The 23,327-nt window shown below is 64.8% G+C and carries 19 protein-coding genes; 3 read left to right on the top strand and 16 right to left on the bottom strand.

What is annotated here, in order from left to right; translation table 11 throughout:
* Window positions 1-12 precede the first annotated feature (12 nt).
* From AC1RB9_RS18110 to gcl, 6 genes are all read right to left on the bottom strand, one after another.
* A complete protein-coding gene (locus tag AC1RB9_RS18110) occupies window positions 13-927 on the bottom strand; it encodes an urea transporter (RefSeq protein WP_003122928.1) in 915 nt (304 codons plus the stop codon).
* A 366-nt stretch (window positions 928-1,293) separates the two neighbouring features.
* Complete coding sequence (pyk, locus tag AC1RB9_RS18105) at window positions 1,294-2,727, bottom strand: pyruvate kinase (protein WP_003159951.1); 1,434 nt, start codon at window positions 2,725-2,727, stop codon at window positions 1,294-1,296.
* 1 nt (window position 2,728) lies between these two features.
* Window positions 2,729-3,994: a glycerate kinase type-2 family protein gene (locus AC1RB9_RS18100; RefSeq protein ID WP_003117785.1), complete on the bottom strand. Its 1,266-nt coding sequence runs from the start codon at window positions 3,992-3,994 to the stop codon at window positions 2,729-2,731.
* A gap of 296 nt (window positions 3,995-4,290) precedes the next feature.
* Window positions 4,291-5,181, bottom strand: a complete 891-nt coding sequence (locus tag AC1RB9_RS18095) for a 2-hydroxy-3-oxopropionate reductase (RefSeq protein WP_003087180.1) — start codon at window positions 5,179-5,181, stop codon at window positions 4,291-4,293.
* Between the two features lie 74 nt (window positions 5,182-5,255).
* Complete coding sequence (gene hyi, locus AC1RB9_RS18090; RefSeq protein ID WP_003087181.1) at window positions 5,256-6,038, bottom strand: hydroxypyruvate isomerase; 783 nt, start codon at window positions 6,036-6,038, stop codon at window positions 5,256-5,258.
* Between the two features lie 95 nt (window positions 6,039-6,133).
* Window positions 6,134-7,909, bottom strand: a complete 1,776-nt coding sequence (gcl, locus tag AC1RB9_RS18085; RefSeq protein ID WP_003087182.1) for a glyoxylate carboligase — start codon at window positions 7,907-7,909, stop codon at window positions 6,134-6,136.
* A 328-nt stretch (window positions 7,910-8,237) separates the two neighbouring features.
* Here gcl and AC1RB9_RS18080 point away from each other — a divergent pair, with 328 nt between their 5' ends.
* The gene (locus AC1RB9_RS18080) at window positions 8,238-8,669 is read left to right on the top strand and encodes a GlcG/HbpS family heme-binding protein (RefSeq protein WP_003083199.1); all 432 of its coding nucleotides are present in this window, start codon (window positions 8,238-8,240) and stop codon (window positions 8,667-8,669) included.
* A gap of 404 nt (window positions 8,670-9,073) precedes the next feature.
* Here AC1RB9_RS18080 and AC1RB9_RS18075 read toward each other — a convergent pair whose 3' ends face one another.
* Entirely contained in the window at window positions 9,074-9,724 is a 651-nt protein-coding gene (locus AC1RB9_RS18075) for a TetR/AcrR family transcriptional regulator (protein ID WP_003083201.1), read from the bottom strand.
* 234 nt (window positions 9,725-9,958) lie between these two features.
* Here AC1RB9_RS18075 and moaA point away from each other — a divergent pair, with 234 nt between their 5' ends.
* On the top strand, window positions 9,959-10,954 hold the full coding sequence (moaA, locus tag AC1RB9_RS18070) for a GTP 3',8-cyclase MoaA (RefSeq protein ID WP_003083204.1): 996 nt from the start codon (window positions 9,959-9,961) through the stop codon (window positions 10,952-10,954).
* Window positions 10,955-11,138: 184 nt separating this feature from the next.
* A complete protein-coding gene (locus tag AC1RB9_RS18065) occupies window positions 11,139-11,468 on the top strand; it encodes a low molecular weight protein tyrosine phosphatase family protein (protein ID WP_003087185.1) in 330 nt (109 codons plus the stop codon).
* A 91-nt stretch (window positions 11,469-11,559) separates the two neighbouring features.
* Here AC1RB9_RS18065 and AC1RB9_RS18060 read toward each other — a convergent pair whose 3' ends face one another.
* The 9 genes from AC1RB9_RS18060 to alc all read right to left on the bottom strand — a co-directional run bounded on the left by AC1RB9_RS18060 (window position 11,560) and on the right by alc (window position 23,322).
* Window positions 11,560-12,927, bottom strand: coding sequence for a nucleobase:cation symporter-2 family protein (locus AC1RB9_RS18060; protein WP_003083208.1), 1,368 nt, complete (start codon window positions 12,925-12,927; stop codon window positions 11,560-11,562).
* A 682-nt stretch (window positions 12,928-13,609) separates the two neighbouring features.
* A complete protein-coding gene (locus AC1RB9_RS18055) occupies window positions 13,610-13,870 on the bottom strand; it encodes a PAAR domain-containing protein (protein ID WP_003083211.1) in 261 nt (86 codons plus the stop codon).
* Between the two features lie 12 nt (window positions 13,871-13,882).
* The gene (locus AC1RB9_RS18050) at window positions 13,883-15,028 is read right to left on the bottom strand and encodes a T6SS immunity protein Tli4 family protein (RefSeq protein WP_033873337.1); all 1,146 of its coding nucleotides are present in this window, start codon (window positions 15,026-15,028) and stop codon (window positions 13,883-13,885) included.
* Window positions 15,025-16,731 carry an esterase/lipase family protein gene (locus tag AC1RB9_RS18045; RefSeq protein WP_003449760.1) on the bottom strand — a complete coding sequence of 569 codons (1,707 nt, stop codon included), beginning with the start codon at window positions 16,729-16,731 and terminating at the stop codon, window positions 15,025-15,027. Before AC1RB9_RS18045 ends, AC1RB9_RS18050 begins: the two co-directional genes overlap by 4 nt.
* A complete protein-coding gene (gene vgrG2a / locus AC1RB9_RS18040) occupies window positions 16,728-19,256 on the bottom strand; it encodes a type VI secretion system spike protein VgrG2a (RefSeq protein ID WP_023083057.1) in 2,529 nt (842 codons plus the stop codon). Before vgrG2a ends, AC1RB9_RS18045 begins: the two co-directional genes overlap by 4 nt.
* A gap of 181 nt (window positions 19,257-19,437) precedes the next feature.
* Window positions 19,438-19,956 (bottom strand): Hcp family type VI secretion system effector, encoded by a 519-nt coding sequence (locus tag AC1RB9_RS18035; RefSeq protein ID WP_003083317.1) that lies wholly within the window; start codon window positions 19,954-19,956, stop codon window positions 19,438-19,440.
* Between the two features lie 486 nt (window positions 19,957-20,442).
* A complete protein-coding gene (locus AC1RB9_RS18030; RefSeq protein ID WP_003449817.1) occupies window positions 20,443-21,711 on the bottom strand; it encodes a urate hydroxylase PuuD in 1,269 nt (422 codons plus the stop codon).
* Between the two features lie 48 nt (window positions 21,712-21,759).
* Window positions 21,760-22,269 carry an ureidoglycolate lyase gene (locus tag AC1RB9_RS18025; RefSeq protein ID WP_003083329.1) on the bottom strand — a complete coding sequence of 170 codons (510 nt, stop codon included), beginning with the start codon at window positions 22,267-22,269 and terminating at the stop codon, window positions 21,760-21,762.
* Between the two features lie 54 nt (window positions 22,270-22,323).
* Window positions 22,324-23,322 carry an allantoicase gene (gene alc / locus AC1RB9_RS18020; RefSeq protein ID WP_003114681.1) on the bottom strand — a complete coding sequence of 333 codons (999 nt, stop codon included), beginning with the start codon at window positions 23,320-23,322 and terminating at the stop codon, window positions 22,324-22,326.
* Between the last annotated feature and the right edge of the window lie 5 nt (window positions 23,323-23,327).

Raw genomic sequence — 23,327 nt, 5'->3', positions numbered from 1 at the left:
AGCGTTCCCCGCTCAGGAGCGCCGCCGGCCGAGGCGCGCGCCGAGGCTGCCGGCCAGGCGCAGGTAAAGGCGCTCGCCGCCAATGCAGAGCAGGCAGGCGAGGATGAACGGTGCGGTCAGCGCCGGCAGGCCGAGCAGGCCGAACAGCGGTTGCAGCGCCACCGCCAGGCCCATGCCGAGCAGTGGCGGCCAGACGCTGCGGTAGCGCAAGGCCAGGGCCAGCCCGGCAAGGGCGGCGTTCAGGCCGTAGAACCCGGCGAGCGCGCTCGCCCAGTCGTAGCCCAGCAGCCAGGCCAGCGGCAGGCTGGCCGCGGCGCCGGCGAGGGCCCAGGCGGCGGAGGGACGCGAGACCAGCAGCAGGCCGAGCCAGACCAGCAGCCCTGCCAGCGGTTCACCGAGGAAGATGATCTCGCCGATCCCCTGCGCTAGCGCCGCCAGCTCCGCCGTGCCGCTCCAGGCGCAGCTGAAGCAGCCGCCATGGGTCGCCGGGGCCAGGCCTAGCCAGGCGCCGAGGGGCACCAGCCACCAGCCGTTGAGGACGAAGCCCAGGGTATAGGGCGGAAGCCAGCGGCGTCGGCGCAGCCCATGCAGGAACAGGCGCTGCAACGCCACGCTGGCCAGGCAGCCGAGCGCTACCAGCGACACCAGCCCCGGCGACCAGGCGAAGCGGAATGCCAGCAGCATGCCGATCAGCACGGCGTTGTAGCCGTACAGCCCGGCCTCGATGTCGCTGTCGGCGCAGTGCAACAGGCGCGCCAGCAACGGGCCGAGGGCGCCGCCAAGGAGGGCGCCGGCGAGCAGCGGCGGCGCGCCGACGGCGATCGCCAGCAGACAGGCCAGGCCCAGGCGTGGGTCGCCCTGGAGGAACACCTGGCTGATGCCGCGCAGGAGGATTCGGGATGCATTGAGGAGAGATTGCAGGGGCATGGCGGTCAGTGCGGCAAGGGCCGCTCGGCAGGCACGGAGATGCCAGGCCTGCGCGAGGGGCGGGGGCGGTCATTGTAGGGTCTGGCGCGGAGGCGACGCACCCCGGACGAGAAGGCCAGGCGAGGGTCATGCATGCAGGGCGTTCCAAGAAGAAAAAAAGACCTCCGGCAGGAGTTGAACCGGAGGCCTTGAATGTCCATGGCCTGCATGGGAGTGCGCGAGGGAGGCCATGGTCCGACAAGAAGGTCTTTCCCGGATGGATGGAGACGCGGCCCCGTATTTCCGGCCCCATCCATCCGAGAGAGACAAGGGTGGCCCGACCCGCATGCCCGGGGGGACGGCGCGAGCCGGACCGAACTCGTTGCTTCAGAGATCTCCCAGCGGCGGCGCCACGGTCTCGATGCGCAGCATGTTGGTCGAGCCGGGGCGACCGAACGGCACGCCGGCGGTGACCACCACGGTGTCGCCGCGGCGCGCCATGCGCTGGGCCAGGGCGATGTCGAGGGCGGTCGAGCAGATCTCGTCGACGTGCGCCAGTTGCTCGTTGACCACCGAATACACGCCCCAGGCCACGGTCAGTCGCCGCGCGGTGCGCAGGTTCGGGGTCAGGCTGAGGATCGGCGCCTTGGGCCGCTCGCGGGCGGCGCGCAGGGTCGAGTTGCCCGACTCGGTGTAGTTCACCAGCACCGCCACCGGGAGGATCCGGCTGACCCGGCGGATCGCGCAGCTGATCGCATCGGAGACGGTAGCGTCGGGCTGCGGACGGTTGGCCTCGAGCTGGACGTGGTAGTCCGGCTCGGCCTCCACCTGGCGGACGATCTTCGCCATCATCTCTACCGCCTCGCGAGGGTATTGTCCGGAAGCGGTTTCCGCCGAGAGCATCACCGCGTCGGCGCCGGCGCCCACCGCGGTGGCTACGTCGGTCACCTCGGCGCGGGTCGGGGCGGGGGAGAAGCGCATCGACTCGAGCATCTGGGTGGCCACCACCACCGGCTTGCCGAGCTGGCGGCAGACCTGGACGATGCGTTTCTGGATGCCCGGCACGCTCTCCGCCGGCACCTCTACGCCGAGGTCGCCGCGCGCCACCATGATCGCGTCGGCGCGCTCGGCGATCGCCTCGATGGCGCTCACCGCGCTGGGCTTCTCGATCTTGGCCATGAGGAAGGCCTTGTCGCCGATCAGCCCACGGGCCTCGTCGATGTCCTCCGGGCGTTGCACGAAGGACAGCGCCACCCAGTCGACCCCCAGTTCCAGGCCGAAGGCCAGGTCGCGGCGGTCCTTGTCGGTCAGCGGGCTGAGTTGCAGCACCGCTTCCGGCACGTTGACGCCCTTGCGATCGGACAGCTCGCCACCCACCGCCACGCGGGTCTCGATGGCGTCGCTGTGGCAGTTGACCACTTCCAGGCGGATCTTGCCGTCGTCCAGCAGCAGGCTCATGCCCGGTTCCAGGGCATGGATGATCTCCGGATGCGGCAGGTTGACCCGCCGCTCGTCGCCGGGGGCGTCGCTGAGGTCGAGGGTGAAGGTCTGCCCACGCTGCAATTGCACGGCACCGGCGGCGAAGCGGCCGACTCGCAGCTTCGGACCCTGCAGGTCCATGAGCACGCCGATCGGGTAGTTCAGCTCCGCTTCCACCTCGCGCACCCAGGCGAAGCGCTGCGCGTGATCGGCGTAGTCGCCGTGGCTGAAGTTCAGGCGGAACAGGTTGGCGCCGGCCTCCACCAGGGCACGGATATCGTCGCGGCTGCGGGTGGCCGGGCCGAGGGTGGCGAGGATCTTGGCTTTCTTGTCGGCTGTCATGTCAGGACTCGAGGATGAGAATGGCGCGGAAGTCGTTCACGTTGGTGCGGGTCGGTCCGGTCACCAGCAGGTCGCCGAGGGTCTGGAAATAGCCGTAGCCGTTGTTGTCGTCGAGCTCGTCGCGGATCTTCAGCCCGGCCTTTTCGCCGCGCGCATGGGAGCAGGGCGTCATCAGCGCGCCGGCGTTGTCTTCCGAGCCGTCGATGCCGTCGGTGTCGCCGGCCAGGGCCCAGATGTTCGGTTCGCCCTTTAGCTCGGCGGTGAGGCTGAGGAGGAACTCGGCGTTGCGTCCGCCGCGACCGTTGCCGCGCACGGTGACGGTGGTCTCGCCGCCGGAGAGGATCACGCAGGGCGCCGCCAGCGGCTGGCCGTGCTTGCGGATCTGCCGGGCGATGCCGGCGTGGACCTTGGCGACTTCCCGCGCTTCGCCCTCCAGGTCGCCGAGGATCAGCGTCGAGAAGCCGGCCGCGCGGCACTTCACCGCTGCTGCGTCGAGGGCGTTCTGTGGCGTGGCGATCAACTGGAAGTGGCTGCGCGCCAGGCACGGGTCGTCGGGCTTGACGGTTTCCGAACGCGGGTCGGCGAGCCAGTCGAGGACGTTCTGCGGCACGTCGATGGCGTAGCGCCTGAGGATCGCCAGGGCGTCGGCGGAGGTGGTCGGGTCGCCGACGCTGGGGCCGGAGGCGATCACCGTGGCCTCGTCGCCGGGAACGTCGGAAATCGCGTAGGTGTAGACGCTGGCCGGCCAGCAGGCCTTGGCCAGGCGACCGCCCTTGATCGCTGAGAGGTGCTTGCGCACGCAGTTCATCTCGCCGATGGCGGCGCCGGACTTGAGCAGCGCCTTGTTCACCGCCTGCTTGTCCGCCAGGCCAATGCCTTCGGCAGGCAGCGAAAGCAGTGCGGAGCCGCCGCCTGAGAGAAGGAAGATCACCCGGTCGCTCTCGTTCAGGCCGCTGATCAGTTCCAGCACGCGACGGGCGACGCGCTCGCCGGCGTCGTCGGGCACCGGATGGGAGGCTTCCACCACCTCGATGCGACTGCATTGCGCGCCGTAGCGGTAAGGCGCCACTACCAGGCCCTGGATCTCGCCCTGCCAGTGCTTCTCCACCACTTCGGCCATGGCTCCGGCGGCCTTGCCGGCACCGATGACGATGGCGCGCCCGCTGCGATCTTCCGGCAGGTGGTCGGCCAGCACCTGGTAGGGATGGCCGGCTGCCACCGCGGTATTGAACAGCTCGGTGAGAAAGGCGCGTGGATCGGTACTCATGACAGGCTCCGAATTTCTTGTTGTCGTGCCGCCGGTCGGACCGGCGGTCGCAGCGTCGTCGACGCTTCCATTCCGCAGCACCCGCGCCGGCGGGAACTGGGGAATGGAAGCGAGGCGCCCGGACGCAGAGGCCGTGAATCTCCCGGCCGGGCGTTCGCTTCCTTTACCCCGCCTTGTGGGCGGGGAAGGAAGAGGGCGGCGGCGAACACCGGAGTTCGCCGACCGTTCCTCTCCCCGAGCCCTTCGAAAAGGGGTTCGTCGCTCCGCGCGGGGTGACGGCCCGCGCGGACTGCGGATCACTCGTCGCGGATCGAGAAGTTGGCCATGTGCTCCAGGCCCTTGATCAGCGCCGAGTGGTCCCAGTTACTGCCGCCGATGGCCGCGCAGGTGCTGAACACCTGCTGGGCGTTGGCGGTGTTGGGCAGGTTCAGGTTCAGCTCGCGGGCGCCGGCCAGGGCCAGGTTGAGGTCCTTTTGGTGCAGGCTGATGCGGAAGCCTGGGTCGAAGGTGCCCTTGACCATGCGTTCGCCGTGCACCTCGAGGATCCGCGAGGAGGCGAAGCCACCCATCAGCGCCTCGCGCACCTTGGCCGGATCGGCGCCGTTGCGGGCGGCGAACAGCAGGGCCTCGGCGACCGCCTGGATGTTCAGCGCGACGATGATCTGGTTGGCCACCTTGGCGGTCTGGCCGTCGCCGTTGCCGCCGACGCGGGTGATGTTCTTGCCCATCGCCTGGAACAGCGGCAGGGCGCGTTCGAAGGTGTTCGGGCAGCCGCCGACCATGATGCTCAGGGTCGCCGCCTTGGCGCCGACCTCGCCGCCGGAGACCGGGGCGTCCAGGTACTGCGCGCCGGTAGCCTTGATCTTCTCGGCGAAGCCCTTGGTGGCGGTGGGGGAGATCGAACTCATGTCGATCACCACCTTGTTCGGGCCGACGCCTTCGGCGATACCGTCCTTGCGGAACAGCACATCCTCGACCTGCGGGGTGTCCGGCACCATGACGATGATGAACTCGGCTTCCTGGGCCACTTCCTTCGGGTTGGCCAGGGCAATGGCGCCGGCTTCCAGCAGGTCGGCCGGAGCGGCGTCGTGGTGGGTGGAAAGGAACAGGCTGTGGCCGGCCTTCTGCAGGTTCTGCGCCATGGGCTTGCCCATGATTCCGGTGCCGATGAATCCGATCTTGGCCATGAGAATGTCTCCTGGTTCTGTCTGTCGAGTGGCTCCGCGCAGGGAAGCGGGAGCGTCTTGTTCGTGGGTGCGGATCAGACGACGTTGTGCGTCTTCATCCAGCCGAGGCCGGCTTCGGTGGTGGTGGCCGGCTTGTACTCGCAGCCGATCCAGCCCTGGTAGCCGATGCGGTCCAGGTGCTCGAAGAGGAAGCGGTAGTTGATCTCGCCGGTGCCCGGTTCGTGGCGGCCGGGGTTGTCGGCGAGTTGCACGTGGTTGATCGCCGCCAACTGGTTTTCCAGGGTGCGGGCCAGGTCGCCTTCCATGATCTGCATGTGATAGATGTCGTATTGCAGGAACAGGTTGGCGCTGCCGACCTTGTCGCGGATCTCCAGGGCCTGGCGGGTGTTCTGCAGGTAGAAGCCGGGGATGTCGAGGGTGTTGATCATCTCCATGACCAGGCGGATGCCTGCGGCTTCCAGCTTGTCGGCGGCGTAGCGCAGGTTGTCGACGAAGGTCTTCTCGACGCTGGCGCAGTCGTGCCCCTGCGGCCGGATCCCGGCGAGGCAGTTCACCTGGCGGTTGCCCAGCACCCTGGCGTAGGCGATGGCCTTGTCGACCCCCTCGCGGAACTCCTGGACCCGATCCGGGTGGCAGGCGATGCCGCGCTCGCCCTTGGCCCAGTCGCCGGCCGGCAGGTTGAACAGCACCTGCTCCAGGCCGTTGGCTTCCAGGCGGGCCTTGATCGCCTCGGCCTCGACGTCATAGGGGAAGAGGTACTCGACGCCGGCGAAGCCGGCCTTGGCGGCGGCGTCGAAGCGTTCGAGGAAATCCACCTCGGTGAACAGCATGGACAGGTTGGCGCAGAAACGGGGCATGTCTTGCTCCTATCGTTCGGTCAAACGTTCGGGAGGCCTTTCGCCGGGGGCGGGGTGCCGCACGCACCGTCCGCGCCTCCGGGAAAGGCCGGCGATCAGTCGAGCAGCGAGATGGCGGTCGGCGCGTCGGCGCCTTTCTCGGCCAGTTCCTCGAACTCGTTGATGGCGTTGATCTCGGTACCCATGGAGATGTTGGTGACGCGCTCCAGGATCACCTCGACCACCACCGGCACCTGGTGCTGTTGCATCAGTTCGCGGGCCTTGGCCAGGGCGGCGCCGATCTCGTTCGGGTCGAACACCCGGATCGCCTTGCAGCCCAGGCCCTCGACCACCGCGACGTGGTCGACGCCGTAGCCTTCCAGCTCGGGGGCGTTGATGTTGTCGAAGGCCAGCTGCACGCAATAGTCCATGTCGAAGCCGCGCTGCGCCTGGCGGATCAGGCCCAGGTAGGAGTTGTTCACCAGTACGTGGATATAGGGCAGCTTGAACTGCGCGCCGACCGCCAGTTCCTCGATCATGAACTGGAAGTCGTAGTCGCCGGAGAGCGCCACCACCTGGCGGCTCGGGTCGGCCTTGACCACTCCCAGCGCGGCGGGAATGGTCCAGCCCAGCGGGCCGGCCTGGCCGCAGTTGATCCAGTGGCGCGGCTGGTAGACATGGAGGAACTGTGCGCCGGCGATCTGCGACAGGCCGATGGTGCTGACGTAGCAGGCATCCTTGCCGAAGAACTCGTTCATCTCTTCGTAGACGCGCTGCGGTTTCACCGGCACGTTGTCGAAGTGGGTCTTGCGCTGCAGCGTGCGTTTGCGCTGCTGGCAGCTTTCCAGCCAGGCGGCGCGCGACTTCAGCTTGCCGGCGGCCTTCCACTCGCGGGCCACTTCGAGGAATGCGTCGAGGGCGGCGCCGGCGTCGGAGACGATGCCCAGGTCGGGCATGAACACCCGGCCGATCTGGGTCGGTTCGATGTCGACATGGATGAAGCGGCGACCTTCGGTATAGACCTCGACGCTGCCGGTGTGGCGGTTGGCCCAGCGGTTGCCGATGCCGAGCACCAGGTCGGATTCCAGCAGGGTGGCGTTGCCGTAGCGGTGCGAGGTCTGCAGGCCGACCATGCCGGCCATCTGCGGGTGGTCGTCGGGGATTACGCCCCAGCCCATCAGGGTCGGGATCACCGGGATGCCGGTCAGCTCGGCGAATTCGCGGAAGCGCTCGGCGGCGTCGGCGTTGAAGATGCCGCCGCCGGCCACCAGCAGCGGGCGCTCGGCTTCGTCGAGCATGGCCAGGACCTTCTCGGCCTGGACCCGGGTGGCCTTCGGCTTGCTCACCGGGAGGGGCTCGTAGGCGTCGATGTCGAACTCGATCTCGGCCATCTGTACGTCGAACGGCAGGTCGATCAGTACCGGGCCGGGCCGGTCGCTGCGCATCAGCTGGAAGGCCTTCTGGAATACATAGGGGACCTGGGCCGGTTCCAGCACGGTGGTCGCCCACTTGGCCACCGGCGCGGCGATGCTGGAGATGTCGACCGCCTGGAAGTCTTCCTTGTGCAGGCGGGCGCGCGGTGCCTGGCCGGTAATGCAGAGAATCGGGATGGAGTCGGCGGAGGCGGAGTAGAGGCCGGTGATCATGTCGGTGCCGGCAGGGCCGGAGGTGCCGATGCAGACGCCGATGTTGCCGGCCTTGGTACGGGTGTAGCCCTCGGCCATGTGCGAGGCGCCTTCGACGTGACGGGCCAGGACATGGTCGATGCCGCCGATCTTCTTCAGCGCGGCGTACATGGGGTTGATCGCGGCACCGGGGACGCCGAACGCGGTATCCACGCCTTCGCGGCGCATCACCAGTACGGCGGCTTCGATTGCTCTCATTCTGGCCATCGTTTTGTTCCTCGTTCTTATACTAATTGTGTACAAAAGTTGGAACGATTCTAGGCAGAGGGGGAGCGCAAGGTCAAGATGGGTTGTATACGCTTGAAAAAGCCGCTGAAATCCATTTTTTCATAATAAAAACAATTAGTTGTAATGCTTGTTAGTAGGCTTATAAAACCAGCGTTTGAAAAAATGTATACAAAATTATGTTCATATTGTTCTGGAATGTTGCTTTCGTAGGGCCGGTCGGCTACTAGATTGGGTACAAATTTTCGAACGCGCCCGCATAGCGGGTGGTTTCCCGATTTCTAGCCTTAACAACTCGAGAGGAACGACCATGACCACCATCAGTCTGGAAACCGCGCTGGGCATTACCCGCCAGGCGCTGGCGGTGGGGCGCGAGCTGTCCACCGCTCCCCTGACCATCGCGGTGCTCGATGCTGGCGGCCACCTGGTGGCGCTGCAGCGCGAGGACGGCGCCAGCATGCTGCGACCGCAGATCGCCATCGGCAAGGCCTGGGGCGCCGTGGCCCTGGGCAAGTCGTCGCGGCTGCTGGCGGCGGATGCGCAGCAGCGGCCTTCGTTCATTTCCGCGGTGAACACCCTGGCCCATGGCAATCTGGTTCCGGCGCCGGGCGGGGTGCTGATTCGCAACGACAAGGCAGAGGTGGTCGGCGCGGTCGGTATCAGCGGCGATACCTCGGATATCGACGAGCAATGCGCGATCCAGGGCGTGCTGGCGGTCGGGCTGGTGCCCGACGCCGGTTGAGCTTGCGGCCCGCTCACCAGGACCGGGCCTTCGCTCCCTTCTTCAGGTAGCGTACGCCGCCATCCACCAGGCTCTCCGTGCCATACCTGCAGCGGGGCTCGTTCGAGGCCAGGAATAGCGCGGCACTGGCGATCTCCAGCGGCTCCCCCAGGCGTCCCGGCCAATCTTCTCCCTCAGCGCCTGGGTGGCCTCGACATCGGTAGCGGCTTTGTCCAGCGCTGGCGTCCGGGTCGGCCCCGGGTTCAGGGCGTTGACCCGGATACCGCGCTCGAGCAACTCCGCCGATAGCGTCCAGGCGAGGTGTATGCGGAGCTGCCGCCGCGGGTCGAATACCGCGTCACGCCGCTCGGTGCGAAGCCGGCGCTGGGGCGGGGGCGGCACGTGATTGAGCGCGCCGCGGCGGGTCAGAGCGGCAGCGGCCGAAGCCGGCCGGTGCTCTTGCCGGATTGCCCGTCGGGCGTGCAGCCTTTCAGGACCAGGCGGGTGATGGTTTCCACCGCAGCGTCGTAGTCGGCGTCGCTGAGCTGTTCCTTGCCGGTGACGATGGAAATCTGCCAATCGAAGTCGGCATAGGTCTGGGTCGCCGCCCAGATGGCGAAGAGCAGGTGATGCGGGTCCACCGGGGCGAGCTGGCCACGGTCGATCCAGGTCTGCAGGCAGGTGACGTTGCGCTGGGCCTGGGCGTTCAGTTCGTCGAGGTATTCCTTCGGCAGGTGCGGCGCGCCGTGCATGATCTCGCTGGCGAAGACCTTGGAGGCATGCGGCAGCTCGCGGGAGATGCGGATCTTCGAGCGGATGTAGGCGGGCAGGGCGAGCAGCGGGTCGTCTTCCACGCGGAACGGTGCCGACGCTTGCAGCAGCGGCTCGACGATGCTTTCCAGCACGCAGCGATAGAGGTTTTCCTTGGACTGGAAGTAGTAGTAGACGTTGGGCTTGGGCAGGCCGGCGCGGGCGGCGATGTCGCTGGTCTTGGTCGCCGCGAAGCCCTTGTCGGCGAATTCCTCGCTGGCGGCGCGGAGGATCAGGCGCTTGTTGCGCTCGCGGATGCTGGTCATCAGTCCTTGTTCTTCATTGCTGCAACGGCGGCAGGAAGCCGAGGATGGTAGCACCCGCCCGGAGCGCCCCTCAAGCAAGGTGCGAGCGAGGCGGAGGCCCGGGAAATCCTGACCCGCCGGTTCATTTGCCCTATACATTTTCCGGTATTTGGAGTATTCGTTAGGGGTATCGAGTCGCCCGCTCGCACTCACCCACCGAGCGCCGGGCGAGCCCCCGGAACAGAACGAGTCACTATGTCCGATTCCCGTCTGGTCGATCCCTTCGGCCGTCGCATCACCTACCTGCGCCTGTCGGTGACGGATCGCTGCGACTTCCGCTGCACCTACTGCATGAGCGAAGACATGCAGTTCCTTCCCCGCGACCAGGTCCTCAGCCTGGAGGAACTTTACGCGGTGGCCGACGCCTTCATCGGCCTCGGCGTGCGGCGCATTCGTATCACCGGCGGCGAGCCGCTGGTGCGCAAGGGCATCACCGGCCTGCTGGCACGCCTGGGGCAGCGTGCGGAACTGGAAGACCTGGCGATCACCACCAACGGTTCGCAACTGCGCGAGCGCGCCGCCGAGCTGAAGGCCGCCGGCGTCCGCCGCCTCAACGTCAGCCTCGACTCGCTGCAGCGCGAACGCTTCGCCGCCTTCACCCGTAGCGATCGCCTGGAGCAGGTGCTGGACGGCATCCAGGCGGCGCGCGAAGCCGGTTTCGAGCGGATCAAGCTGAACTGCGTGGTACAGAAGGGCCGCAACGACGACGAGATCCTCGACCTGGTCGAGTACGCCCTGGCCAACCAGTTGGACATCAGTTTCATCGAGGAAATGCCGCTGGGCAGCATCACCAGCCACCGTCGCGAACTGACCCTCTGCACCAGCGACGAAGTCCGCGCGATCATCGAGCGCCGCTGGCCGCTGACCCCGAGCCTGGCGCGCAGCGGCGGGCCGTCGCGGTATTACCAGATCGGCGACGAGCCCAGCCGGATCGGCTTCATCTCACCTCACAGCAATAATTTCTGCGGCGACTGCAACCGCGTGCGCGTCACCGCCGAGGGCAAGCTGGTGCTCTGCCTCGGCCACGAGGGGGCGCTCGACCTGCGCGAACTGCTGCGCAGCCATCCCGGCGACCGCGAGCGCCTGAGCGCGGCACTGGTGGCGGCGCTGAACCTGAAGCCGGAGCGGCATCACTTCGACGCCCAGGAGCAGGTCCAGGTGCTGCGTTTCATGAGCATGACCGGCGGCTGACGGTATCCTCCTGGGACGATGGCACCAACGGCGCCATCCGCCGCTTCCTCCCCCATGCCACCCGGGTGACCGTGTTCCGGCACGCACCGCTCGCTGCCCCGTCCCGGGAAAAGCGACGCGGCGCAACGCCGAAACGCGGCGAAGAAGTCATGCTACCTGCCGCGCCAGCAAAGGAAAGCCTCCCATGCACCGGGTCCTGTTCATCTGCAGCCGCAACCGCCTGCGTAGTCCCAGCGCCGAACGGCTGTTCGCCGACTGGCCGGGCGTCGAGACCGATTCCGCCGGGCTGGCGGCGGACGCCGAGACGCCCCTGGAGCGGGAGCAACTGGAGTGGGCGACGCTGGTCGTCGTCATGGAGCGCCGCCACCGGCAGGCGCTGCTGCGCCGGCACGCCGCGGCGATGAAAGGCAAGCGCCTGGTCTGCCTGGATATCCCGGACGACTACGCCTACATGCAGGCGGAATTGCTGCATCTGCTGGAGCGCAAGGCGGGGCCTTTCCTTCGGCGGGACTGAGTGGTGCGGACCGCGAGCGGAAAAAAAGAAGCCGGACGAAGTCCGGCCCGAGGGAAGGGCGGACCGGGAGTGTCGCCGGTCCGCCAGGGAGTCAGGAGTGCTTGGGCGCCGGCGCGTGGCTGCCGCACAAGTGGCTGCGGTCGTTGCGGCTGAGGATGTTGAACAGCAGGTTCAGCACCACCGCCCAGATCGCGGTCATGGCGATGCCGCTATGGGTGATCGGCTCCATCCAGACCGGCAGGCGGGCGAAGAAGTCCGGGCGCACCACCGGCACCATGCCCATGCCGATGCTTACCGCCACCAGCAACTGGTTGCGGCGGTCGGTGATGTTGGCCTCGTGGAGGATCTGGATGCCGCTGGCGGCGACCATGCCGAACATGGCGATGCCGGCGCCGCCGAGTACCGCCGGCGGGATCGAGGCGACCAGGAAGGCGGCCTTGGGCAGCATGCTGAGGAGGATCAGGAAACCGGCGGCGGCCACCGTGACGTAGCGGCTGCGCACCCCGGTCATCTGCACCAGGCCGATGTTCTGGGCGAACGAGGAATGGGTGAAGGTGTTCAGGAAACCGGCGAAGAACGAGGCGCCGGCGTCGCAGAGCAGGCCGCGGCGCAGTTCGGTCGGGGTGATCTCGCGGCCGGTGATCTTGCCCAGGGCGAGGAACATGCCGGTGGACTCGACGAAGATGATCACTACCACCAGGCACATCGACAGGATCGGCGCCAGGTCGAAGGTCGGCGCGCCGAAGTGCAGCGGGGTGACGATGTCGAACCAGGGGCGCTCGGCCAGACCGCCGAGGTCGACCATGCCCATGCCGCCGGCGATCGCGTAGCCCAGGCCCATGCCCATCAGCACCGAGATGTTGACCCAGAAACCGCGCATGAAGCGGTTGATCAGGAGGATGGTGCAGAGCACCAGGCTGGAGAGGAACAGGAAGTGCAGGGAGCCGAAGTCTTCCGCGCCCTTGCCGCCGCCGGCCCAATTGATCGCCACCGGGAACAGGCACATGCCGATCGAGGTGATCACCGTGCCGGTCACCAGCGGTGGGAAGAAACGCACGATGCGCGACATGAAGGGGGCGATGAGCATGCCGAAGAAACCGGCGGCGATGGTCGCGCCGAAGATCCCGGTGATGCCCACGCCGGGCATCCCGGCCATCGCCACCATGCTGCCGACGGCGGCGAAGCTGGCGCCCATCATCACCGGCATGCGGATGCCCATCGGGCCGATGCCCAGCGACTGGACCAGGGTGGCGATGCCGGCGACCAGCAGGTCGGCGTTGATCAGGAAGGCGATTTCCTCGCGCGAGAGGCCGGCCGCCTGGCCGACGATCAGAGGCACGGCGACGGCGCCACCGTACATCAGCAGCACATGCTGGAAGCCCACCAGCAGCAGCTGCGTCAGCGGCAGGCGCTGGTCTACGGGTGAGTCGGGGATGCGGCGATCAGTTACCACGGACATGCAACACCTCAGGCGTTTTTATTGTTGTCAGTCGCAGGCGGACACCGGAAAAGGCAGGTTCCGGCGGCCGGGTATTTCTGGCCGAACATCCACCCCAGGCTTCAGGGCGATGCGGTGGGGTGTTTTATATCCCCGTTGTGTGCTCGATTCAATCGATTTTTTGTATACAAAGTAATTTTTTGTAGTTGACCAATCGGTCTACTACAGGCTTTCCAGAGCTGCTTCCACTGTATCCATAGAACTGGCGCCGGCTACCCCCGGGACGCCCGGCGGTGTACGACATTGGTCGGATAGCCGACGTGCTCTAGCCGCTGGGAGTTTTCAGCGACCCCTACCTCAGTGAGCGCAAGCCCGGTGCAGCAAGGCCTTGAACCCTGTCGCCCGGGATCAGCCATGGGTCTTTGCGGAACGCCTGCTTGCATTGGCGACTACAAGCAGCGACGTGCGCGAGAGCAACCGGCTATCTGAGCGCCAGTAGATCCTGGCGGCAATGGAGACGCTCAACGAGCAAAGAGAATGCCGCCAGCGCTTGCTGGAGTGCACAACGGCAGACTGGCCAAGGTGCCAAGGCTCTGGGCAGGTCAGGCTGGACAAGAAGCCGGCGGAGTTTTCCTGAGCGTTCTACAGGAGAGGCACGAAGGAGGTCGCCGAAGTCTTTCGGCATATCGAACGTCCCCCTTTTTCAGTTTTCGGCAGCGCCCAACGGGCCACTGGCAATCAGGCTGGCACCACAAGCTGTTTTCATCCCATGTAGCGCGACCGGGACCCCATTCACATCCAGCAGGGCGCTACCTTCGGTAATGGGGAAGGTTCCCTTGCACAAGGGACAAACCACTTGGTGGCCTACACCGGCCATCGGCTTGCCGTTGAGGTCGGTCTGGCCGAACGCCTCAATCACCGTGCCTCCATGGCTGGTGGTGTCGCCAAGGCGAATGATGTCCATCGCGGGTTGCTCCTATAGGTCGTCCAGCCAGCTGTCTTTTGGCTTCAGGCTGGAGAGGAATTCCTCATAGACATAGTGATCACCGAGCGTTTGGCCGCCAGGCGTAGCGGGTTTCGGAGCAGGGGAAGGACCGGCATTTCCGCCACGTGGCGATGAAGACGTCGGGCGCACGCGAATCGAATCGACAATGGTGTCCCACAGTTCCAATGCTTCTTTATCCGATTTGAAGGCAGGGGGCGGTGGTTTACCGTTTTCATTGCTGCGTTCCAGTACCGCCAGTCCCGCAGTAAGATTGGGCTCGGTTAGCGATTCCTCCTTGCCTTGAACCTCCCACATGAATGTGTAGGCGCGCTGTCCCTTGTTGCTTCCCGCAACCAAGTACTCCTCTCCCGGAAGGCTCCCCACAGGGTGCTTCCCCTTTCTCAATCTCTCGACTCCAGCAACCGTAGCGAGCATGTTCTGCACGAAGCCGTCGACTCGCTCAAGAAGGCTGTTTAGCTCAGATCCCGTGGAGGAGCGGAATTCAAAGCGCGCACCAGGGTGATTGGGAAAGGTAACACCTACGCCAAACTCTTCATCTTGAAAACTCTCCCCTGCAATATAGGCATGATCAATGCAAAAGCCCGGCTCAGTTGGAGCTTCTTTGGGCTCGCGAGAGCGAAGGCTTCGGGATATATCATTGATAGCTTCCTCCCCTTCCTTCTCTTTGTCGTGAGTAACTTCTCCTGAGTATAGAAAAACCTCTCCCTTGGGATGAGCCACAAAATATGAGTCAACCCTATAAGAAAGCAAACTAGCATTCGAATCCCAAGACCACAGGCTAATGGCTCCAGCCTTGTCTTCCGCCCTCCGAACAAACATGCTCTCCTTTGTTTTTTTATGAATGCCATTCCGTAACTCTTGCTCGCGATGGGCAATCCTGGCTGCTAGCTCAGCAGGTGTGCCATCTAGCCGTTGGATGTTGTCGCCCCATAGATAGTATCCGGCGTTAATTACCGCGTCAGGCGGCAGATCAATCAGAAAGCGACCAAAGCAATGAGTAATCCATCCGGTCTTGTCCATGGAAGGGCTCCGAGAAGAAGAAAACGAAGTACAACTGGTCATGCTGGTCAAGACCACCAACCCAAGTACAGCAAACAACCGACGGGGATGCATCATGTCCCTCCTTTGTCATTAGGATGCCAATCCGCCAACTGGGTGATTTTGATCACACCATATAGCGCTGCCCATTGGGCACGAGCATCGTTGTAACTCTCCTGGTGCTCATAGCCCCGTTTGGTATTGGCCTGTCCCTTGCCCTTGCTGCCATGCCGAAAGCTGGCCTTGACACCTGCCAGGGCAGGCGCCTGGCCGGAGTCGGTCGGTACCGTTTCGTCACCTCCGCTGCCGGAAGCGTCCAGTGGATTTCCCGCCTCCAGCGGACCCTGCACTATGGTGGGCAAGCCCCGGCGGAACCAACTGTTGTAAGTGCCGTTCTCATCGTCGTTGAGTGTGGCGCCAGGGGTTTCCAGAGGGGTCGGGTCACCTTTCCAGATCAAATCACGCCAACTATGGCGGCTATCGTCAGCACCGTAATGAACATAGGTTTCGACGTGGTAGCCCGCCGTAGCCAATTCATTATGAAAGTCAGCAATAGCATCAATTTTCTTCTCAAAAATTACCCTGGGATTTTTCTTTTTATTTTCAGTGTTTGATAAGTCTAGATATTGTGCATTTTGTTCAGGCACCAATCCATACCACGTAGAGCTCTTGTATATCTCTTCATAAGGATCCTGGTTCTGCGGATAAGCCCGAGGCTTTCCATCAATATCCTTGAGTACCTGGCCTTGCGCGTCGCACAGAAACAGCCAGGGACGTCCTTCCCGGTATTCGGCGCTAGGGGCCAACTCCAGCGCGCCGGCCGAGTTGGCGACAACGGCTGTCACTTCACCGGCATTTCGTCCCAGCACGACCTGTGCGATACCTTCATAGCCACAACGCATATGATGGTAGATGGTCGAGGAACCCGTCGCAGGTTGCACGCCATGCACCACCCCCAATACGCGCTCATAGCCGTGCAACTGCGTCAAGGCACGCGCCACCAGCCCTCCCATCGAGTGGGTGACCAGAATGACTTTCATACGACTCATTTGCTCGGGATCGAGACCATACTCCTTCTGGTAGAAGGGCCACACCGTGTTCTCGATGTAGTCGCGTACATCCAGCGCCGACTGCCGATTGGACTGTAGCCAGTTATAACCGGCGCACCAGACGTCGAACTGGTATCGGCTGGCCTTGAGCAATTCCTCTTCATCGATCGGCCCAACCTTTCCCTGCTCCTCACCCTGATCTGCGGGAGGAGAGAGGGCTTCGTCATTCCACCATGCCTGGAGTTCCCTACGGCTGACGATGTTATCCAGTCGCCTCTCCATTAATCCCATGACGGGGTTGTACGCACTGCGCATGACCTTGCCCCAGCCGCGTAGGCGGGCAGCGTCTTCATCCAGGCCAGACTGGCCGACATCGATCGTGCCTTGGTCATCGACTTCCACTCTCTCGGCTCTCAGAAGTTTTTGACGGACCTTTGGGCCCCTCCAGGCCCAAGTCCACAACGCACCAAACGAGGCAGCGAAGTCTCCCAGAGGCCACAGACCATTCGGCGGCCTCCAGACCTCGCTTTTATCTGCCTTGTTGCGCAGGTTGGTTCCCATGATCCCCGGAATGAAGATCACCGGCAGGGGAGCGGTCTGCCGAACCAGTGCCACCTTTTCGCTCTGGTTGTCGGTACGGGTCAACTGCGCCTTGTAGACAGGCCGTCCCAGACTGTCGCGAGAGCGAGGGATGATCACATCCTGATTCGGCTCGAGCGGTTCGCTGCTCATGTGTTGGACTCCGTGTCGCTGTTGTGACTGCCCTTGCCCAGGATGCGTATCTGCACCGGGTCCATGGCCAGGTGTTGTTGCTTGGGTAAACGGCCCTGGCTGTCGGTCATCAGTTTCACCACACCACCATCGCCTCGTATCACTTCAACGGCGATATTGGGTAACGGCTCCAGCGTGGCTTCGTCGCGCAGGACATACCGGTCATCGAACGGTGTCGAATCCCAGGCGTTGAAGCTGGTCGATGCATGAGCGGGACCGACATGACTGTGCTTCGCCGCCTTGACCACGAAGTTGCCGGGCATGCCCAGCTCGATGTTGCCGCCCTTGAGGGTCAGGTAGGCGCCGCCGCACATCAGGGTGATGTGCTCCTTCGCGGTGACCAGCACGTGCTGCTGGCTGGCGCTGACCTCCACGCTCTGCTCGGCTTCCAGGCGGATGTCGTTCTTCTGCGCCTGCAGCAGCATCGGCCCCTGGTGGGTGATCTGGCGCAGCTCGCCGCCCTGGGCGAACAGGCCGATGTCGCTGCCGGCGTTGATCACCACCTTCTGCCCGGCGGTCACCTGCTGGTTCTGCCGGGCCACGCTGTCGACGTGCTCGCCGGCGGCCAGGGTCAGGCTCGCCGGCGTCGCCGCAGCGATCCCTGCCGGACCGCTCAAGGCGATCGCCGGCTTGCCTCCGTTGCTCTTGCCGGACTCGTCGTTGGCGCCGTGGCCGAGGTCGCGCACGGCTTCCTGGAGGGTTTGCTGCGGCGCCGCGTCGTGCCCCACGCCCTGGTGCTCCCCGGCGTAGTCACCCAGCTCGCGGGCCAGCTCCAGCGCCGCCTCCAGCACCTGCACCACGACGCCTCGGTCGAGATGGCCGGCGCCGGCCCTGAGCTGCTCCTCGGTGCTCAGCAGCAGCCCCTTGGCCGCACGCACCGCGCCATGTTCGTCGGTGCGCAGTTCGAAGCCCTCGCCGCGCGGCTTGCCGCCTTCGGGCCGAGGATGGGTCAGGTAGCCCAGGTGCAGCGCGCTGGCACCGTGGTCGCTCATCAGCGCCGCACTGATCTGCGCCGTGGTGTCGTCGATGCGCAGCTCGTTGGCCCGACTGCCCTTGTACTCCTTGCTCTTGATGGTGCTGAGGATCTTGTGGTCGGGCAGCGCGTAGGGCGGTCGGTTGGTCGCCCGGTAGGTGCGCCCGGTGACGATCGGCTGGTCGCAGTCGCCGTCCAGGTAATCGACGATCACCTCCTGGCCAATCCGCGGGATCGCCATGTGTCCCCAGTCGGCACCCGCCCAGTTCTGCGCGACCCGTATCCAGCAGGTACTGAATTCATCGTGACGTCCCTCGCGATCCCAGGGGAACTGGACCTTCACCCGTCCCCACTCGTCGCAATGGATCTCTTCCCCTGCCGGGCCGACTACCGTCGCGATCTGCGGACCATCGATACGCGGCCGAGGCAGCGGTGCGGGACGCCATTCGACGTCCTCGGGTACCAGTTCGGCGCGCAGGTCGTAGCTCACCCCCAGAGGGGCGTCGGCGGACTCTTCCTCCTGGCCGGCATACTGGGTGCCGCGATGGACCACCCGCACCGGCCGCCACCAGGCGTTGAAGTCGGCACGCGGATGACCTTCCAGGGCAAAGGCGTGGCCCGGGATCAGCCGTGGGTCGTCGCCGCTGACCGATGCCACCCGCGCATCGCGCCGGTGCCCTCTGAGGCGGCTTTCGCTGAAAGGCCGGCCGGCGCCGCTCCGCTTGTAGCGACCGGGGTAGTCGTAGCGCTCGTAGGACGAGCCCTGATGCTCGAGCGCCTCGCCAGCGAGATGATGCTCCTGGTCGTAGGTCGGGCGCTTGAAGCTGTAGTCCCGCTGGGTCTGTCGAGCCGTACGAACATTTTCGCTGTAGCGGAAAGAATGAAGCACCGGCTGCGGGTTGTCGCCCTCCGGCTGGGCGCTGAACAGCACCGGGCCGCCGGCGATACGCTCCTGGACGTAGAGCCGGTCGCTGCAGACCAGGGTGTGGCGGTGTTCGTCGAAGCGGAAGTAGTAGACCAGGCCTTCCTCGAAGGCCAGCCGGTCGTGCAGGTAGTGATCGCTGTCGCCGGCCTGCACGCAGTATTCGCGTGGCAGGTGCTCATGGTAGATACGCTGTTCGTAGTCGAGCACCCGGTGCTCCTTGAGCAGCGCCTGGAGAATCTCCGGAACACTCTTCTCCTGGAATATCCGCCAGTTGCAGCACAGCTCCAGGCGCGCCAACTGCGGTTCCAGCAGCAGTTCGTAGCGGGTCCGGCGAAAACCCGAGCTGCCCTGGGTGAAGTGGCTGACGATGCCATGGACGTAGCGGGCCGGACGGCCGTCCTGCCAGAGGGTGAAGGTGCCCGGCTGGTCGAGTACCTGCCTGAAATCGATGGCGTTCTTGTCGCTGGCCAGCTTCAGGTTCAGGCGGAAAGGCTCGCAGAGCGCTTCTTCCAGTTCGAACTCGACGACATCGAACGCGAGTTTCCCTTCGCCGACGACGAAGGTGAATTTCAGGTCCCTTTGACGCATGGATCGTTCCTTGTTCCTGGCGGGCGGTTCCTCCCCCATCCGTTGGAGAAGCGAGCCCCACGTTACTCTTGCTCAGCCGCTGCCGAAAGTCTTGGCTCGGTGTCTATTTCGCGAAGTAGCGGACATTTTCGGCTCGACGGAGAACCGGCCGTACAGGTGTACGACCGGTGTGCCTGTCAACTCACCCTGCGACCGGGGAGCGCCAGTCGTCGGAGCCGGAGGTGCCGGAGACTTCGTGGGTCCAGGTGATCTTGCGGTAGGTGAAGTGCACGTCTTCCAGGTGGGTGAAGTGGGCGTTGCCCGGGTCCTGGCAGTTGTGCATGTAGTCCTTGATGTCGACGATGATCGCGTCTTCCAGGACGGTGGTGTAGTAGTGCTCCTGGGTGCCGGCGGCGGAGGTGCGGTACCACTGGATCTCGACCTTGGTCAGGCGCTCGCCGGAGGTCAGGGCGGCCAGCAGCAGCGGCGAGGCCTTGTCGAAGACCTTGGTGATGACCACCGGCTTGTGCACGCGCTGGCCGGTCGGCTGGCCGGACTGCGGGTCGCGCGGGATGATCACTTCGTGGTTGAAGCCCTGGACCATCACCTGGTCCTCGTGGCCTTCCTGGTAGGTGTTGCCGACCGAATCCTCGGTGAAGGCGCCGGCGGTGATCAGGCCCTGCTTGGTGCCGGTGATGGACATGTAGGCGGGGGTTGCCATGGATACGTTCCTTGTCGTTGAAAGTGCCCAGGCGATATGCCGGGGGCATCGGTGCTAGACAAGAACCGTGCCACTAGTCTTGAAACTCTTTTCCATCAAGGCGTTATTGGGGGAAGCCAAAAATTCGCTGGCGATTCTCATGAGAAGAACACTGAAAATTGTGCAACTTTTTGCACACCGCTTGCAAAAAGTTGCGCATTCTCTCGGAGCCCTTTGGGTGTTTGTTCCCTAGCGTTCTATCCACAACGTTATCAACCAAAAAGTTGCACAGTTCTTCATTGGCAAGGTAGGCGAAGATAGCGCCGCACGGTTTCGTTCCATCGGCCCAGGGTGAAGGAAAGTGAGTTATCGGAGAGGTTGGGGGGCTGAAAGATATGGCCAGTTATGGCCAAAAGCCCTCTATGGAGAGGGCTTTTGGGGTAGGGCCAGCAGGGTTGTTCTGCTGCGGGGAACCGGAGGTGCGGTTCTTCGCCTTTCGGCCAAGGCTCAGTTGATCTGTGCGCCCTTGGCGATCCAGCTGCCGATCAGGTTGCGTTCTTCCTGGGTCATCTGCGTGATGTTGCCCAGCGGCATGATCTGCGAGGCCACGGCCTGGGCCTGGATCTTCGGTGCCAGTTGCTGGATCTGCTGCGGGGTGTCGAGCATGATCCCGCCTGGCGCGGTGCTGAACAGCTGGCTGGTCGGTTTCGCCGAGTGGCAGACGGTGCAGCGCTCCTGGATCACGTGATGGACCTTGTCGAAGTCGGCTCCGCTCGCGGTCCCGGCATTGGAGGCCTGGGGCGCGGCTGGTGCGTCGCCGCCGGTCGCCGGTTGTGCCGGTGCCGCCGCCGGGGTGCTGGCCAGCGGTGCGGAAGCCTGCTGGTAGTTCGGCGTGGTGACGAAGGCCAGGGCGATCATGCCCAGCGCGCCGGCGGGCAGTGCCCAGGCGAAGCGGTTGCTTTCGTGGCGGGTGTTGAAGTAGTGGCGTACCAGTACCGCGAGCACCGCGATGGCGGCCAGGATCAGCCAGTTGTACTGGCTGCCGTAGGTGCTCGGGAAGTGGTTGCTGATCATGATGAACAGCACCGGCAGGGTGAAGTAGTTGTTGTGCCGGGAGCGCAGCAGGCCCTTGGCCGGCAGCACCGGATCGGGCTCGCGGTTTTCTTCGATGGCTTTCACCAGCGCGCGCTGGGCCGGCATGATCACCCTGAACACGTTGCCGACCATGATGGTGCCGATGATCGCGCCGACGTGCAGGTAGGCGCCGCGGCCGCTGAACACCTGGGTCAGGCCGTAGGCGGCGGCGACCAGCAGGACGAACAGGACCAGGCCGAGCAGGGCAGGGGTCTTGCCCAGCGCCGAATCGCAGAGGATGGTGTAGACGAACCAGCCGCAGACCAGCGAACCGATACCGATGGCGATGGCCGCCGCCGGCGCCAGGTCGCTGCCGGGGGCGATCAGGTAGAGGGTCGGGTTCAGGTAGAACACGATGGTCAGCAACACCACCCCGGACATCCAGGTGGAGTAGGCCTCCCATTTGAACCAGTGCAGGTTCTCCGGCATTTTCGGCGGAGCCAGCTTGTACTTCTCCAGGTGGTAGATGCCGCCACCGTGGATTGCCCAGAGGTCTCCGGACAGGCCTTCACGCGGGTTGCTGCGGTTGAGGTTGTTCTCCAGCCAGACGAAATAGAACGAAGCGCCGATCCACGCGATCCCGACGATCATGTGAATCCAGCGCACCAGCAGGTTCAGCCATTCGATGAGATGTGCTTCCACAGTCTTGTACCTCTTGCCCTGGCCGGCGGACCGGCGGCAGGACCTCTCTTATTGGTTTGATTGGGGGTCGAGGAGGAGCTGTTCGTCCTCGGTGAAGAAATGCTCGTCGCAGTTGTTCCCGGAACCGCTGCGATCGACCACCAGGAAGTCATCCCGCTTTTCGATCGTCAGCACCGGATGGTGCCAGACGCCGCGGTGGTAATTGACGCCCTGCCTTCCGTTGGTCAGGAAGGCGCGGACGAGGCCCGGTACAGGTACATCGCCAAGTGGCGCGACCACGACCAGAAAGGGGTTGCCGAGCAGCGGGATGAAGGCCTGGCTGCCCAGCGGATGGCGTTCCAGCATGCGGATGCGCAACGGCATTTCCAGCTTCTCGGCGCTGAAGATGCTGATGATCGCGTTATCTTCCGGCTGCGCGGTCTCGACCGTGGCCAGCTTGTGATAACGGCGGGTGGAGCCGTTGTTGATCATGAAATAGTCGCTGCCGGCGGTTTCGATCACGTCACCGAACGGGGCGAAGGCTTCCTTGGTCAACGGCTCGATCTTGAGAGTGCGCATACTGATCCTGTCGATTCTGTTTGTTGTATTCCGGACGCACGCGGGGCCCGGGTCTCACGGTAATTGTGGCCTGCCGAACAGGCGCAGGCGGCTGACGCCGCCGTCGGGAAAGATGTTCAGGCGTACATGGGTGATCGGGCCGAGGGCGTTGAGGTGCCGCTCGAACCGGTGTTCCTGGTGCATTTCCAGCTTCTGCGCTGGCAGCAGCTCGCGCCAGAAGAGGCTCTGCGCCTCGATCCGGGCCTCGTTCCCGCCTTCCACGAAGGCGGCCTGGATGCTGCAGCTTTCCGGATAGTTGCCCTTGAAGTGCAAGGTATCGACGACCGCCGCCTCGATGCTGCCGGGATGGCCGAGGGCGACGATCACCCAGTCGTGGCCCGGCGTGCGGCGGCGGCCGGTTTCCCAGCCGTCGCCCATGTTGATGGCACGTCCGGGGTTGAGCAGGTTGCCCATGCGTCCGAAATGCTGGTCGGAGCAGGCCAGCGCCCGGCCGCCGTTGACCGCTGCGGCCAGGTCGAGCGCCGTTCCCGGCGGCTGGTTGCTCCAGTCGCGGTAGGGCACGCCATAGAGGCGCAGGCGGGCGATACCGCCGTCCGGGTAGATGTTCAGGCGCAGGTGGGTCCAGGGACGTTCGTCGTCTATCGGGTGGTAGTGATGGCTATCGCCCTGCAGCCCCACCGCCGCCAGCACTTCGCTCCAGGACGTGCTGTCGTCCGGGTCGCCTTCGGCGCAGAAGCAGCCATCCAGGGAAGCCGCCGGCGGATGGTTGCCGGTGAAGAAGCGGGTGTCGATGTCGACGCCCTTCAGCACGCCCGGCACACCCAGGCGGATCACCGCCTGGTCATGGCCCTCGAAGCGCTTGCGGCGGGTTTCCCAGCCGTCCATCCACTTGCCGCTGTCGTCGAATACGCCTTCCTTCCACACCGGTTCGCCGGCCTGCAGCATGCGGCTGGCCGGGGCGAACCATTCGTCGCTGACGGCGACCACCTGGCTGCCCAGGCGTGCGTCGGCGAGGTCGAGGTAGTGGCGGAAGGGCGAGTGTTCGGCGTTCATGCTCG

The organism is Pseudomonas sp. 20-5 (assembly GCF_056782835.1).
This window is presented reverse-complemented; position numbering and strand designations above follow the sequence as displayed.

Coding starts and splice junctions, on each gene's coding strand:
- AC1RB9_RS18110 (WP_003122928.1), bottom strand. CDS start 927: ATGCCCCTGCAATCTCTCCTCAATGCATCCCGAATCCTCCTGCGCGGC.
- pyk (WP_003159951.1), bottom strand. CDS start 2,727: ATGACAGCCGACAAGAAAGCCAAGATCCTCGCCACCCTCGGCCCGGCC.
- AC1RB9_RS18100 (WP_003117785.1), bottom strand. CDS start 3,994: ATGAGTACCGATCCACGCGCCTTTCTCACCGAGCTGTTCAATACCGCG.
- AC1RB9_RS18095 (WP_003087180.1), bottom strand. CDS start 5,181: ATGGCCAAGATCGGATTCATCGGCACCGGAATCATGGGCAAGCCCATG.
- hyi (WP_003087181.1), bottom strand. CDS start 6,038: ATGCCCCGTTTCTGCGCCAACCTGTCCATGCTGTTCACCGAGGTGGAT.
- gcl (WP_003087182.1), bottom strand. CDS start 7,909: ATGGCCAGAATGAGAGCAATCGAAGCCGCCGTACTGGTGATGCGCCGC.
- AC1RB9_RS18080 (WP_003083199.1), top strand. CDS start 8,238: ATGACCACCATCAGTCTGGAAACCGCGCTGGGCATTACCCGCCAGGCG.
- AC1RB9_RS18075 (WP_003083201.1), bottom strand. CDS start 9,724: ATGACCAGCATCCGCGAGCGCAACAAGCGCCTGATCCTCCGCGCCGCC.
- moaA (WP_003083204.1), top strand. CDS start 9,959: ATGTCCGATTCCCGTCTGGTCGATCCCTTCGGCCGTCGCATCACCTAC.
- AC1RB9_RS18065 (WP_003087185.1), top strand. CDS start 11,139: ATGCACCGGGTCCTGTTCATCTGCAGCCGCAACCGCCTGCGTAGTCCC.
- AC1RB9_RS18060 (WP_003083208.1), bottom strand. CDS start 12,927: ATGTCCGTGGTAACTGATCGCCGCATCCCCGACTCACCCGTAGACCAG.
- AC1RB9_RS18055 (WP_003083211.1), bottom strand. CDS start 13,870: ATGGACATCATTCGCCTTGGCGACACCACCAGCCATGGAGGCACGGTG.
- AC1RB9_RS18050 (WP_033873337.1), bottom strand. CDS start 15,028: ATGATGCATCCCCGTCGGTTGTTTGCTGTACTTGGGTTGGTGGTCTTG.
- AC1RB9_RS18045 (WP_003449760.1), bottom strand. CDS start 16,731: ATGAGCAGCGAACCGCTCGAGCCGAATCAGGATGTGATCATCCCTCGC.
- vgrG2a (WP_023083057.1), bottom strand. CDS start 19,256: ATGCGTCAAAGGGACCTGAAATTCACCTTCGTCGTCGGCGAAGGGAAA.
- AC1RB9_RS18035 (WP_003083317.1), bottom strand. CDS start 19,956: ATGGCAACCCCCGCCTACATGTCCATCACCGGCACCAAGCAGGGCCTG.
- AC1RB9_RS18025 (WP_003083329.1), bottom strand. CDS start 22,269: ATGCGCACTCTCAAGATCGAGCCGTTGACCAAGGAAGCCTTCGCCCCG.
- alc (WP_003114681.1), bottom strand. CDS start 23,322: ATGAACGCCGAACACTCGCCCTTCCGCCACTACCTCGACCTCGCCGAC.